At 69.0% G+C, this 13,139-nt stretch carries 10 protein-coding genes; 5 read left to right on the forward strand and 5 right to left on the reverse strand.

What is annotated here, in order from left to right:
* Nucleotides 1-64 precede the first annotated feature (64 nt).
* The 3 genes from KW843_RS22160 to KW843_RS22170 all read left to right on the forward strand — a co-directional run bounded on the left by KW843_RS22160 (nt 65) and on the right by KW843_RS22170 (nt 2,994).
* Complete coding sequence (locus KW843_RS22160) at nt 65-1,564, forward strand: FAD-linked oxidase C-terminal domain-containing protein (protein WP_218297318.1); 1,500 nt, start codon at nt 65-67, stop codon at nt 1,562-1,564.
* Between the two features lie 124 nt (nt 1,565-1,688).
* Nucleotides 1,689-2,327: a hypothetical protein gene (locus tag KW843_RS22165; RefSeq protein WP_218297319.1), complete on the forward strand. Its 639-nt coding sequence runs from the start codon at nt 1,689-1,691 to the stop codon at nt 2,325-2,327.
* A gap of 349 nt (nt 2,328-2,676) precedes the next feature.
* Nucleotides 2,677-2,994 carry a hypothetical protein gene (locus KW843_RS22170; RefSeq protein ID WP_255594874.1) on the forward strand — a complete coding sequence of 106 codons (318 nt, stop codon included), beginning with the start codon at nt 2,677-2,679 and terminating at the stop codon, nt 2,992-2,994.
* A 435-nt stretch (nt 2,995-3,429) separates the two neighbouring features.
* On the opposite strand, the gene KW843_RS22175 is transcribed toward KW843_RS22170, so the two are convergent.
* Together KW843_RS22175 and KW843_RS22180 are read right to left on the reverse strand one after the other, a co-directional pair.
* On the reverse strand, nt 3,430-4,731 hold the full coding sequence (locus tag KW843_RS22175) for a DUF445 domain-containing protein (protein ID WP_218297321.1): 1,302 nt from the start codon (nt 4,729-4,731) through the stop codon (nt 3,430-3,432).
* Between the two features lie 120 nt (nt 4,732-4,851).
* Nucleotides 4,852-5,199 carry a hypothetical protein gene (locus tag KW843_RS22180; protein ID WP_218297322.1) on the reverse strand — a complete coding sequence of 116 codons (348 nt, stop codon included), beginning with the start codon at nt 5,197-5,199 and terminating at the stop codon, nt 4,852-4,854.
* Nucleotides 5,200-5,503: 304 nt separating this feature from the next.
* Between KW843_RS22180 and KW843_RS22185 the strand changes: the two genes are divergently transcribed.
* Nucleotides 5,504-5,929 (forward strand): XRE family transcriptional regulator, encoded by a 426-nt coding sequence (locus tag KW843_RS22185; RefSeq protein WP_218297323.1) that lies wholly within the window; start codon nt 5,504-5,506, stop codon nt 5,927-5,929.
* 186 nt (nt 5,930-6,115) lie between these two features.
* On the opposite strand, the gene KW843_RS22190 is transcribed toward KW843_RS22185, so the two are convergent.
* From KW843_RS22190 to KW843_RS22200, 3 genes are all read right to left on the reverse strand, one after another.
* Nucleotides 6,116-7,255 carry an aminotransferase class V-fold PLP-dependent enzyme gene (locus KW843_RS22190; protein WP_218297324.1) on the reverse strand — a complete coding sequence of 380 codons (1,140 nt, stop codon included), beginning with the start codon at nt 7,253-7,255 and terminating at the stop codon, nt 6,116-6,118.
* A 93-nt stretch (nt 7,256-7,348) separates the two neighbouring features.
* Nucleotides 7,349-10,636 (reverse strand): carboxyl transferase domain-containing protein, encoded by a 3,288-nt coding sequence (locus KW843_RS22195; protein WP_370628531.1) that lies wholly within the window; start codon nt 10,634-10,636, stop codon nt 7,349-7,351.
* Nucleotides 10,637-10,701: 65 nt separating this feature from the next.
* Nucleotides 10,702-12,309, reverse strand: coding sequence for an AMP-binding protein (locus KW843_RS22200; RefSeq protein WP_218297325.1), 1,608 nt, complete (start codon nt 12,307-12,309; stop codon nt 10,702-10,704).
* A 159-nt stretch (nt 12,310-12,468) separates the two neighbouring features.
* Here KW843_RS22200 and KW843_RS22205 point away from each other — a divergent pair, with 159 nt between their 5' ends.
* Nucleotides 12,469-13,116: a TetR/AcrR family transcriptional regulator gene (locus tag KW843_RS22205; RefSeq protein ID WP_218297326.1), complete on the forward strand. Its 648-nt coding sequence runs from the start codon at nt 12,469-12,471 to the stop codon at nt 13,114-13,116.
* The last annotated feature ends 23 nt before the right edge of the window (nt 13,117-13,139 follow it).

The following is a 13,139-nucleotide window of genomic DNA, read 5'->3' on the forward strand; positions in this document are numbered from 1 at the left end:
ATTTCACAGACCGCTGCAAGAAAACTCACGCTCCCGCGCGCGGGCTTCCTCTACAGTGGCGGCCATGAACACTGCCGCCGAACCCACCACAGCCCTGTCCGAACGCGCCGCACGCCAGGCCGAGGTTGTCCAGGCCCTGAGCCGCGTGGTGCCCGCGCACGCGCTGCTGTGGCACGCCGAAGACACCACCCCCTACGAATGCGACGGCCTCACCGCCTACCGCCAGCGCCCGCTGGTGGTGTGCCTGCCCGAAACATACGAGCAGGTGCAGGCCGTGCTCAAGGCCTGCCACCACCTGCAGGTGCCCGTGGTGGCGCGCGGCGCGGGCACGGGCCTGTCGGGCGGCGCCATGCCGCATGCCCTGGGCGTCACGCTCTCGCTCGCCAAGTTCAACCGCATCCTCGACCTCGACCCGGTGAGCCGCACGGCCGTGGTGCAGTGCGGCGTGCGCAACCTGGCCATCAGCGAGGCCGCCGCGCCCTACGGCCTGTACTACGCGCCCGACCCCAGCAGCCAGATCGCCTGCACCATCGGCGGCAACGTGGCAGAGAACTCGGGCGGCGTGCACTGCCTGAAATACGGCCTCACGGTGCACAACGTGCTCAAGGTGAAGGGCTTCACGGTGGAAGGCGAGCCGGTGGAGTTCGGCAGCGATGCGCTGGACACCCCTGGCTACGACCTGCTGGCCGCCGTGATCGGCAGCGAAGGCATGCTCGCGGTGATCACCGAGGTGACGGTGCGCATCATCCCCAAGCCCATGCTGGCGCGCTGCATCATGGCCAGCTTCGACGACGTGCGCAAAGCGGGCGACGCCGTGGCGGCCGTGATCGCCGCCGGCATCATCCCCGCCGGCCTGGAGATGATGGACAAGCCCATGACCGCCGCCGTGGAAGACTTTGTGCACGCAGGCTACGACCTCACGGCCGAAGCCATCCTGCTGTGCGAAAGCGACGGCACGCCGGAAGAGGTGGAAGAAGAAATCGGCCGCATGAGCGACGTGCTGCGCGCGGCGGGTGCCACCGCCATCTCGGTCAGCCAGGACGAGGCCGAACGCCTGCGCTTCTGGAGCGGCCGCAAGAACGCCTTCCCCGCCAGCGGCCGCATCAGCCCCGACTACATGTGCATGGACTCGACCATCCCGCGCAAGCGCCTGGCGGACATCCTGCTCGCCATCCAGGAGATGGAAAAGAAATACCAGCTGCGCTGCGCCAACGTGTTCCACGCGGGCGACGGCAACCTGCACCCGCTGATCCTGTTCGATGCGAACGATGCCGACCAGCTGCACCGCTGCGAACTGTTTGGCGCGGACATCCTGGAGACCAGCGTGGCCATGGGCGGCACGGTGACGGGCGAGCATGGCGTGGGCGTGGAGAAGCTCAACAGCATGTGCGTGCAGTTCACGGCCGAGGAGAACGCGCAGATGTTCGGGCTCAAGCACGCGTTCGACCCGGCGGGGCTGTTGAACCCGGGGAAGGTGATTCCCACGCTGAACCGGTGTGCGGAGTACGGGAAGATGCTGGTGCGCGGGGGGGCGATCAAGCATCCGGATTTGCCGAGGTTTTGAAGGCTGAAACAAGCACAGCCGATTTCTGAACAAGAAGAGGACGCCCCCCAGTTCAATTCTGGGAAGATTGCCCAAAGCACCCCCACCGCCCAAATACTGCGGCCCACGTTACTCTAGGTCGACCATGACAGATGACTCCCGAACCGAAGCTCTCCGCGAATGGAATAGCCTGGCGCGTGAAAATACGGAAAACGCCGTCGTTTCCTCGATGCTTGAAGCCGCGCTCACGGCCAGTGAGCCGGTCGAGACATTCAGCACTTGGCTACTCGTCGCGACCGCTGCTGTCGCGTCCTTTCTGATCGCCAATGCGGAGACACTCATGCCTTTTATCTCGAGGGCTGGGTTCGTCACATGTGGTGTGTTCCTGTGCGTCTCCTGCATCTTCGGTCTGTTCTCAAAGGTGTTTGCCGTGCGCTGCAAGATCGGCGTCGAAACGGGCAATGCAGTGCGCAAGACCTTTAGCGAGCACTTAGCCAAATACCAGGCTGAGGAAGAGAGAATTCAGAAGGGGGCCGCATTTTGGGGAATTGATCTGCAGTCGGGCATTCGCATTGAGCGAGTTCTCGAAGAATTCTTGCAACCATTCCCGAGATGGGTTCGCTGCATCGCGCAGCGTTACTTGAAAAAACATGCTGGCAATCCACAGATCGGCTACATCTCTCAAATGAGAAGTCTCTACGTACAAGGAGCTGCAGCATTCTTACAGGCACTGTGCTTTCTTGGTTTTTTGGGGACGGGGTTTATCTTTGCGGCAGCAGCTTAGCCTTCCATCGAGAAGACATTCAGCACTCATCTGTGCGGGCTATTGGCCGCTTCACATTTAAAACGTCGACGTCAGCAACGCAACCCGTTTTACGGCAACTCGGTGGTTATCGATTGCGATTCAAATCGGGCGTTCTGTGACGGTTTTTCTCGCGTCCGCCGCCAACTCGTGGTTGATGGCGGCAAACAAACCCCAGCAATCCACATCCCCAACATCCTTCTTTCCAAGCCCCATGATCTGCGACTCTCCTACCACCCTCCTCCAATCCGGCAACGCCCTCGTCGCCCAGGCACAGGCCGTAGCGACGCAAGACTTTGCCGCAGCGCGGGCGCTGTGGCGGGAGGCAGGCGTGTTGTTTCAACGAGCGCATGACGCCGACCCTTCGCAGCACGCTGCCGCATTTCGCCTGGGGCAGGCATTTGTGGCCGAGGCCCATGCGCTGCAGAAAGAAGGATCAGAGGATGCGACGGCGATGTGGCGCCAGGCGGCTCTGCAGTGCGAAGTGGCCTTTGCGCTCGACCCGCACCATGCGGTGACGGCCATGCACATCGCCAGTTGCTATGCCTGGGCACAAGACGCCGAGGCCAAGCAAGCCTGGGCGCAGATTGCGCAGCATCTGCAGGAAGAACACGCGGCCTACATGGCGGCGGATGAGGCGGCACGCTAGCAGCGCAGCCCCGCCGCGGCCGAGCAACGCGATGGCCCGTGTGGCTGTTCGGCTGTCTGGATGTTCGGCTCCCCACCCCTGCTGGCTGCGCCTGCGGCGGGGCGGTTGCGGGGTGGCACGCGCGTCGGAGCGCGCGTGCTTCGTGAACTGACTCGCCGTGGCTGTCCGAGCGGCGCGCGCCAGCGCAAAGCGAGTTCCACGGCGCACCCCGCAACCGCCCCGCCGCAGGTTTGCCCCGTAGCGAAGCGCAGGGGTCGCAGACTGGGGGTCGCCTTTTCTTTGGTGACTTTCTTTTGGCGAAGCAAAAGAAAGTTACTCGCACGCCGGGCGACTCCCGGCCTCCGCCCCCAACACCAGCAAGCTTGCCAACCAGTACGCCCCGGCTTCGACAAGCTCAGCCCGAACGGATGGAGTGGCGCCCTGGCTTCGGCAGGCTCAGCCACCCACCACCGCCCGCCAAATCTCCCCCGCGTGCGACACCGCAAACAGCACCAGCCCGATCAACCCACCCACCACCGTCCCGTTGATCCGGATGTACTGCAGGTCCTTGCCGATGTTCAGCTCGATCAGCCGCGTCATCTCTTCGGTGTCCCAGCGCCGCACCGTGTCCTCGATGTGCTGCGCCACGAACTGCGACACCTCCGGCGCCAGGCCCCGCACCCACTCCTCCAGCCGCGCATTGAGCGACTGCCGCAGCGCCGCATCCCCCGCCAGCGACTGGCCCAGCCACTGCCCCAGGTTGCGCACCTGCCGCGCCAGCACCGAATCCGCGTCGGACAGATCGCGCTGCAGCGCCCCGCGCAGGTCCTGCCACAGCGCCTGCACATAGCCACCCACCGTGGCATCGGTCTGCAGCCAGGCGCGGATCTCTTCGCCCTTGCGCGCCCAGTCGGGGTCGCCGCGCAGGCGCCCGATGAAGCGCTGCACCGCCGCGTCGAACTGCGCGCGCAAGGCGTGCTGCGGGTTGGCGGCCACATCGGCCATCACGCTCTCCAGCGCGCGCGCCAGCAGGGCCGAGCCCTTGTCGCCCAGCCAGTCGCTGGGCAATAGCCTCTCGGTGCGCGGGTGGTCCTTCTTGAGCCAGGCCACGATGGTCTGCGCCACCCAAGCGCGGGTCTGCTCGTTCTGCAGCAGCTCGATGAGCTTGCCCAGCACGTCGTCCAGCAGCGCCTGGTGGCGGCCGTTGTGCGTGAGGGTGCCGAGCACCGCCGCCAGGGCCCGCGACATGTCCACCTGCCCGATCAATGCGCGCGCCGCCTTCTGGATAAAGCGCTCCACCTGCGCGTCCTGCACCGTCTCGAGCGCGGCCGACGCCAGGCGGGTGGCCTGGTGGCCCAGGAGCGCGGCGTTGCCGGGTGCCGTGAGCCACTGCGCCAGCCGCTCGGCGGGGTCGTGCCGGCGGATCAGTGCCACCAGCGAGGGCACGTCCAGGAACTTGTCGCGCACGAAGACCGCCAGGTTGCGGCCGATGCGCGCCTGGTTGCGCGCGATGACCGCCGTGTGCGGGATCGGCAGGCCCAGCGGGCGGCGAAACAGCGCCACCACCGCGAACCAGTCGGCCAGCGCGCCCACCATCGCGGCCTCGGCCACGGCCTTCAGGCAGTTCAGCCACAGGCCGCGCTCCACCACGCTGGTGGCCACGAACACGGCCGACACCAGCACCAGCAGCCCGAGGGCGTGGCGCCTCGCACGTTGCAGGGCAAGGGCTTGTGGCAGCGGTTCGGACTCCTGGGTCATGGCATCGGACAGGCAGCATGCGGGCGGGCGGGGGATTCAAGATGCATTCACCCTACCATGCCCGGCCCCGGCGCATGCCCCGTCTCCACTCGCGCCCCGGCCGTCCAGGCGCACCCACTGTCATTCGCGGGGCGCGGGCTCCCTGGCCAGGATGCCGCGCGCGGCGCGCTCCTCCTCCCGCAGCTCCCGCAACCGCCGCACGTTCACCAGGATCATCTGCCGCTGGGCGGGCGTCAGGATGAGCCGCTGGCGTTCACGGTCGTCCACGGGCGGGGCGGGCACCACTGCCGCCACCGCCGCCACCGGCCGGGCGCCGTCCTGCGGGCAGCCCCCCACGGGGTGGTCCCGCCCTGCGCAGGGCGGCAGCGATCCTTCGCGGGGGTGGCGGGGGCCGCTGCTGCACACGTCCCGGCCCCCTGTCAGTGCGGCAGCCCGCGCACCGCGGACGTCACCGCCACGCAAGTACATGGGTGACTGTGGCGCAATGCAGAACCCCGCACAATGGGCCGGCGGCCGGGCCACCCGCGCGGCCGCCGCCCGCCCGGCAGGGCTGCCGCGCGCATGCAGGCACCGGGAAACCAGCCCACCCGCTCCCGCCGGGCTTCCCAGGTTTCCATCCTTCGGTGTTCGACAGCCACGCCACCCTCCTTGCAAGGCCGCTCGTTGCCCCTGAATTGGCGGGCAGACCCGCTACGTAACCAACGAGCAAATTGATTGCGTGACTATATACAAGAATCACCGCGGCTCCTGCGCGCCTTTTTAGTGTGACTGCATGCAGGATGCAAAAAGACAGTTTGCGGACCGGTTACGCAAGGCGATGATGGACGCAGGCTATGAACCCAGGCCGGCGGTGCTGGAGCGCGAGTTCAACACCCGCCACTGGGGCAAGCCCATGACGCTGCACGGCGTGCGCCGCTGGCTGCTGGGCGAGACCATGCCCGACCACAAGAAGCTCACCACCCTGGCCGAATGGCTGCAGGTGCCGGTGCAGCAGCTGGGCTACGGCGATGCAGAGCCCCTGCGCGTGCGGGAGCGGCAGGCGCAGTGGCATGCGGGCCTGGGCTACCAGGACCGCGAGCTGTTCGACATCTACCTGCGCCTGCCCGTGCCCAAGCGGCGCCTCGCGCGCGACGTGATCCTGGCGATCGCGCGCGCCCACGCGGCCGAAGAGGCCGAGCGCGAAACCCAGGCCCCCTAGGGATTCTCTGCACAAGCGAATCACCGCGCCGTGTGCATCCGCGGTCTCGGGCGGTCCGCGGCGCGCACTTGCCGCCCGGTGCGTGCCGAGCCCCCAGGCACCGCCACCGCGCCCGCCACCACGAAAAAAAGCCACCCGCGGGTGGCTTTTTTCAAGAGGCCCGCGAAACACGGGCGGCGGCCCGGTTCAGCCGCGCGGGGCCACCTGGTCGAGCGCGGTGCTCAGGTGGCCCACCGTGCGGTCCACGTTGTGCCACTTCTCCAGGCCGAACAGGCCGATGCGGAAGGTCTTGAAGTCCGGCCCCTCGTCGCACTGCAGCGGCACGCCGGCGGCGGTCTGCAGACCCACCTCCATGAACTTCTTGCCGTTCTGGATGCCGGGGTCGGTGGTGTAGCTCACCACCACGCCGGGGGCCTTGAAGCCCTCGGCCGCCACGCTCGGGAAGCCGCGCGACTCGAGCAGCGCGCGCACCTTGGCGCCCAGCTCGATCTGCTCGTCGCGCACCTTGGCAAAACCGTATTCACGCGTCTCGGCCATCACTTCGGAGAGGCGCACCAGCGCGTCGGTGGGCATGGTGGTGTGGTACGCGTGCTGGCCCTTTTCGTAGCCCTCGGCGATCTGCATCCACTTCTTGAGGTCGCACGAGAAGCTGCTGCTCGTGGTGCCGTCGATGGCCTGGCGCGCGCGCTCGCTGAGCATCACCATGGCGCAGCAGGGCGAGCCGCTCCAGCCCTTTTGCGGGGCCGAGATCAGCACGTCCACGCCGGTGGCCTGCATGTCCACCCACATCGCGCCCGAGGCCACGCAGTCGAGCACGAACAGCGCGCCCACCTCGTGGGCCGCGGCCGTCAGGGTGCGCAGGTAGTCGTCGCTCAAGATGATGCCGCTGGCCGTTTCCACATGGGGCGCGAACACGACCTTGGGCTTTTCGGCGCGGATGGTGGCCGCCACTTCCTCGGCCGGGCACGGCGCCCAGGGCGCCTGCGGGCCGCTGCCCTGCGGGCGCGCCTTGCACACCACGGAGCCGCCGCCCAGGCCCTTGTCGGCGTCGAAGATCTGCGTCCAGCGGTAGCTGAACCAGCCGTTGCGCACGATGAGCACCTTCTCGCGATTGGCGAACTGGCGCGCCACGGCCTCCATGCCGAAGGTGCCGCTGCCGGGCACCAGCACGGCGGTGTGGGCGCGGTAGACCTCCTTGAGCGTGGCCAGGATGTCCTGCATCACGCCGGTGAAGCGCTTGGACATGTGGTTGAGCGCGCGGTCGGTGTAGACCACCGAAAACTCGAGCAAACCATCGGGATCGATATCGGGCAGCAGTCCGGGCATGGTGAAAAGTCTCCGTCAAACAGGGGCGCCGCCCCGGCGTGGGGCGGGCAAGGCGGGCCAGCTTAGCATGCAGCGCGCGGCCCGCGCGCTGCCCTACCAGGTGTCCACGAACCGGTGCCCGGGCGGCGCCACCTGCGCCGATGCCAGGCCCCGTGCCAGCCATGCGCGCGTGTCGGCCGGGTCGATCACCGCGTCGATCTCCAGCGTGGTCGCCATGTGCAGCGCCTCGCCGTTGGCGTACGACCTGGCCAGCAGCTTGGCGAACAGCGCGTCGCGCTCGGCGCCCTCGGGCAAGGCCTCCAGCTCCTTGCGGAAGCCCAGGCGCACCGCGCCTTCGAGCCCCATGGCGCCGAACTCGCCCGTGGGCCAGGCCACGGTGAACACCGGCGCGTGAAAGCCCCCGGCCGTCATGCCCATGGCGCCCAGGCCGTAGCCCTTGCGCAGCACCACGCTGAAATACGGCACGCGCAGGCTGGCGGCGGTGACGAACAGGCGGCTCACGTGGCGCACCTGGGCCGTGGCCTCCACCTCGGGGCCGACCATGAAGCCGGGCGTGTCCACCAGGCTCACGATGGGCAGGCCGTGCGCGTTGCACAGCTGCATGAAGCGCGCGCCCTTGTCGGCCGCGTCGGCGTCGATGGCGCCGCCCAGGTGCAGCGGGTTGTTGGCCAGGATGCCCACGGGGCGGCCCTCGATGCGCGCCAGCGCCGTGTGGATGCCCGCGCCGAAGCCGGTGCGCAGCGGCAGCAGGCTGCCGTCGTCCACCAGGCCGCCCATCGCCGCGCGGGTGTCGTACACGCGCAGTCGGTTCTCGGGCACCACGGAGCGCAGGGCCCGTGCGTCCGGCGCCGTCCAGGCACCGGTGCGTCCCTGGAAGAACGACAGGTAGTGCCGCGCGGCCGCCACGGCCCCGGCTTCGTCATCGACCAGCACGTCGATCACGCCGTTGGCATGCTGCACGCGGCTGGGGCCGATGTGCTCGGGCTTGAACACGCCCAGGCCGCCGCCCTCGATCATGGCCGGGCCGCCCATGCCGATGTTGCTGCCGCGCGTGGCGATGATCACGTCGCTGCAGCCCAGCAGGGCCGCGTTGCCCGCAAAGCAGCGCCCCGCCGCGATGCCGATCACCGGCACCTGGCCCGAGAGCGCGGCGTAGCTGGCGAAGGTGTGCACGTGCAGGCCGGCCACCACGGGCATGTCGGTGTCGCCCGGGCGGCCGCCGCCGCCTTCGGCGAACAGCACCACGGGCAGCTTCTGCGCCAGCGCCACGCCCAGCATGCGGTCGGTCTTGGCGTGGTTGCGCGCGCCCTGGGTGCCCGCGAGCACGGTCGCGTCGTAGGACATGACCACGGCGCGGGACTTCTCGGGCCCGAACAGCGCGCCGTTGATGCCGCCGATGCCCGTGACCATGCCGTCGGCGGGCGTGTTGGCGATGAGGTCATCCAGGCTGCGGCGGCGCGTCTGCGCGGCGATGGCCAGCGTGCCGTATTCGATGAAGCTGTCCGCGTCGCACAGGTCGGCGATGTTCTCGCGCGCGGTGCGCCCGCCCTGGGCGTGGCGCCTGGCGATGGCCTCGGGCCGCGCGGCGTCGAGCGTGAAGGCGTGGCGGTCCCGCACGCGCTGCAGGTCGGGGCGAATGGCATCCAGGTCCTGCTGCGCGCCCTGTGCGTCCTGGGCGGCGTCCGCCCCCTCCACGGCATCGAGCACCAGCAGCGGCTGGCCCTGCACGAGGTAGCCGCCCGGCACCGCGAGCAGCGCGCGCACACGGCCCGCATGCGGCGCCAGCAGCATGTGCTCCATCTTCATGGACTCGAGCACGGCCAGTTCAGCACCCGCGGCCACCACGTCGCCCTCGGACACGCTCAGTTGCACGAGGCGCGCGGGCATGGGAGCGAGCACGGCGCCTTCGGGTGCGGGCGCTGACGGATTTTGGGGGTCTTGAGCGCTAGCGCCCGAATCACATGCACCAGCAGCTATATTTTTGGTAGCAACCAGCAGTTCTGGCAGCACCGACTCCAGCCAGCGCGTATGCACCTGCTGGCTTTCCATTTCGGGCCGCGCGGCCAGGGCCTGCAGCAGCGCCAGATTGGTGGCCACGCCCTCAATGCGGCACTCGGCCAGCGCGCGTTGCGAGCGGCGCAGCGCATCGGCAAAACGTGGGCCGCCCGTGTGCACGATGAGCTTGGCCAGCAGCGTGTCGTAGTGCGGCGAGGGCGTGGCGCCCGCTGCGCCGTGCGTGTCCACGCGCACGCCGGGGCCGGTGGGAAGGTCGAAGCGGGTGAGCGTGCCGCTGCCGGGGGTGGCACCGCCCTGCGCGTCCAGCGTCTCGGCGTTGATGCGCCACTGCACCGCAAAGCCGCGCACGGCGGGCGGCGCGGCGGGGTCGAGCCCGATGTCTTGCAGCCTGCGGCCGGCCGCCAGCGCGATCTGCGCCTGTACCAGGTCCACGCCGGTCACCTCTTCGGTGATGGTGTGCTCCACCTGCAGGCGCGGGTTGCATTCGATGAACACGAAGGGCACGTCGCTGGAGGCCAGGTCCACCAGGAACTCGAAGGTGCCCAGGCCCTCGTAGGCCACCGCGCGCGCCATGGCCAGCGCGGCGGCGATGATGCGTTCACGCAGCGGCGCGGGCAGCGAAGGGCTGGGCGCGATCTCCACCACCTTCTGAAAGCGCCGCTGCAGCGTGCACTCGCGCTCGCCCAGCGCGACCACGTCCTGGCCGTCGCCCAGCACCTGCACCTCGGTGTGGCGCGCGTTGGACATGAGCCGCTCCACATACACGCCGTCCACGCCAAACGCGGCCTGCGCCTCGCTGCGGCAGCGCGCGTAGGCGGCGGGCAGGTCGTCCTGCGCCTGCACGGCGCGCATGCCGCGCCCGCCGCCGCCGCCAATCGCCTTGATCACGATGCCGGCGCCGCCCTGCTGCGCGAAGAAGGCCTGGGCCTCCTCCAGCGACACCGCCGCCTGGGTGCCCGGCATGAGCGGCACGCCCTGCTGCAGCGCCAGCGCGCGGGCCTGCGCCTTGTCGCCGAACAGCGCGAGCTGCGCGGGCGTGGGACCGATGAAACGCAGGCCGGCCCCGGCGCAGGCGCGCGCGAAGTCGGCGCGTTCGCTCAGGAAGCCGTAGCCGGGGTGCACGGCGTCGCAGCCCTGCGCCTGCGCGATGGCGATGATGCGCGCGCCGTCCAGGTACGCGGCGGGCCCGGTGGCGCCCAGGGCGACGGCGGTGCCCGCGGCCTGCACGTGCGGGCTGGCCGCATCGTCATCGGCAAACACGGCCACGCTGGCGATGCCCAGGTCATGAAGGCCGCGCACGGTGCGCAGCGCAATCTCCCCCCGATTGGCGACAAGAACTTTGGTGAACAGAGCGGGCGATGGCATGGGGTGTTGCTATGGTTGGTGGAGCTGCCAGCGCAGGATGGGCAAGCGCTGGAATCGTTTCTGGTTCAGAGGTCGCGCAGCAGGCGGCGCAGCACCTTGCCGGCGCCCGTGGCCGGCAGCGCGTCGATGAAGCGCACCTCGCGCGGGGCCTTGTAGGGCGCCATGTTCTCGCGGCACCAGGCCACCAGGGCAGCGGCGTCCACGTCCTGGCCGGGTTTCTTCACGATGAAGGCACGCACCACCTCGCCCTTTTCCGCGTCGGGCACGCCGATGACGGCGGCCTGGGCCACGGCGGGATGCTTGATGAGCAGGGTCTCCACCTCTTCCGGGAACACGCTGTAGCCGGAGACCTTGATCATCTCCTTGAAGCGGCCGATGAAGGTGACGTAGCCGTCGGCATCGATCTTGCCCATGTCGCCGGTGTAGACCCAGCCCTCCCGCAGGGTCTTGGCCGTGGCCTCGGGCTTGTTCCAGTAGCCCTTGAAGTTGCCGGGGCCGTGGATGGTGATCTCGCCCACCTCGCCCGTGGCCAGCGGCGCGCCGGTGTCGGGGTCGACGATGCGCAAGGTGTTGCCCGGCACCGGCTTGCCCTGGGTGCCCCAGCGGATCGCGTCCACCGGCATGGCGGTATCCACCGTGTGGGTTTCGCTCAAGCCGTAGGCGGCCTCGTGCGCGATGCAATGGGGCGCGAACTGCCGCCACTGCTGGGCGAGCGCCTCGGTGAAGGTGATGCCGAAGCTCGTGACCGGGTTGCGGCGCAGCGCGCTCCAGTCCATGGCGCGCGCGCCCGGCACCTGCATGAGCGCGCCGTTCATGGGCGCGATGCTGTACCACCAGGTGATGCGGTGGCGCTCCAGCGCCTGGGCCACACCCAGCGGATCGAAGCGGTACAGCAGCACGGCCGTGGCGCCGGTGTAAACGGGCAGGTTCACGCCCATCACCATGCCGGCGATGTGGTACAGCGGCGCCACCGCGAGCAGCGTCTCCTGCTGCGTCATGCCATTGCAGTCGGCCGACGCGGCGGTCTTGAAGGTGGCGTTGCCGTAGCTCAGCATCGCGCCCTTGGGCAACCCCGTGGTGCCCGAGGTGTAGGTCATGAGCGAGACATCGTCCATGGACAGCGCCACGGGCGCGGGCCGCTGCCCGGTGCGCGTGGCGGCCAGGAAGTCCTCGCAACCCGCGGGGGCTGGCGCCATGGCGGCACGCATGGCCAGCAGCTCGGCGGGCGCGTCGATGCTGAGCGCGCCGTCGGGCAGCAGCTCGGCATAGCGCACCACGAACACGTGCCGCAGCGCCGTGCTGGCGCGCACCTTGTCCACCACGGGCAGCAGCACGTCGGCCGCGACGATCACGCGCGCCTGCAGGTCGGTGAGCTGGTATTCCAGCTCGTGCTCCTTGTTCAGCGGCCCGCAGGGGCAGACGATGGCGCCGATCTTCTGGATGCCGTAGTGCGCCATCACGTACTGCGGGCAGTTGTTCATGAACAGCGCCACGGGCTCGCCCTTGCCCACGCCCAGCGCCTGCAGGCGCGCGGCGAAGGCGTCGCTGGCCGCGTCGAGCTCTGCCCAGGTGACGGGCTGGCCGTACCAGAGGTACGCGGTGCGGTCGGGCGTTTCGCGCGCGTGGCGGCGCAGGTGTTCGTGCAGCGGCAGCTGCGGTGCGGTCTGTGGCATGGCGTTGTCTCCGAGGTGTCTGGAATCGCTGGTTCTAAGGGCTTGCTAAGGGTTTGCGATAGGCACCCCTGCCCGCCAGCGTCTTGCCAATATATACCGACTGGTAGAACAATGCTACCCATGGGTATAAATCAACCGTCACACAAAGGACAGCCTGCCATGGGCCAGCAGCTCCCCATGCAGGCCAGCGGCCGGCAGAAAGCCGCCACGGCCGGGTCGGACGAGAAGCGCGAGCGCATCCTGCGCGCAGCAGAGGCGCTGTTCGATGCGCAGGGCTACGCCAACACCACCATCGAGCAGATCGTGCAGAAGCTGGGGGTGACCAAGCCCTTCGTCTACTACTACTTCCGCAACAAGCAGGAGATCTTCGAGACCCTGTCGTGGGCACCCGCCGTGGCGTGCTTCACGGCCATGGACTTCGCCGAGGACGACCCGCGCCCCGCGCACGTGAAGGTGGCCGAGGGCATCGACCGCCTGATCCGCGCCACGCTCGCGCACCACCCGTCGGCGTTCTTTCCGTACCGCGAACCCCAGGTGTACCGCCCCGAATACCTGGCCACCCAGAAGCAGCTGGCCAACCATTTCTACGACAAGCTCTGCGCCCTGCTCGAGGAAGGCCGCGAGGACGGCATGTTCGAGTTCCACGACACCAAGATCACCGCCCTGGCGGCCTGCAGCCTGCCGGGCTTTCTCTACAACTGGTACCGACCGGACGGCCGCCTGTCGGCCGACGAAGTGGCGCAGGAACTGTCCACGCTGGCCTACCGGGTGCTGGGCCTGCGCGCCCGGCGCCGGCCCGCGCGCTGAGCGCGGCGAGAGTCTTTCGTCCC

Source organism: Acidovorax sp. sif1233 (assembly GCF_019218755.1).
Taxonomy (GTDB): Bacteria; Pseudomonadota; Gammaproteobacteria; order Burkholderiales; family Burkholderiaceae_C; genus Acidovorax.

Coding starts and splice junctions, on each gene's coding strand:
- KW843_RS22160 (WP_218297318.1), top strand. CDS start 65: ATGAACACTGCCGCCGAACCCACCACAGCCCTGTCCGAACGCGCCGCA.
- KW843_RS22165 (WP_218297319.1), top strand. CDS start 1,689: ATGACAGATGACTCCCGAACCGAAGCTCTCCGCGAATGGAATAGCCTG.
- KW843_RS22175 (WP_218297321.1), bottom strand. CDS start 4,731: ATGACCCAGGAGTCCGAACCGCTGCCACAAGCCCTTGCCCTGCAACGT.
- KW843_RS22180 (WP_218297322.1), bottom strand. CDS start 5,199: ATGTACTTGCGTGGCGGTGACGTCCGCGGTGCGCGGGCTGCCGCACTG.
- KW843_RS22185 (WP_218297323.1), top strand. CDS start 5,504: ATGCAGGATGCAAAAAGACAGTTTGCGGACCGGTTACGCAAGGCGATG.
- KW843_RS22190 (WP_218297324.1), bottom strand. CDS start 7,255: ATGCCCGGACTGCTGCCCGATATCGATCCCGATGGTTTGCTCGAGTTT.
- KW843_RS22195 (WP_370628531.1), bottom strand. CDS start 10,636: ATGCCATCGCCCGCTCTGTTCACCAAAGTTCTTGTCGCCAATCGGGGG.
- KW843_RS22200 (WP_218297325.1), bottom strand. CDS start 12,309: ATGCCACAGACCGCACCGCAGCTGCCGCTGCACGAACACCTGCGCCGC.
- KW843_RS22205 (WP_218297326.1), top strand. CDS start 12,469: ATGGGCCAGCAGCTCCCCATGCAGGCCAGCGGCCGGCAGAAAGCCGCC.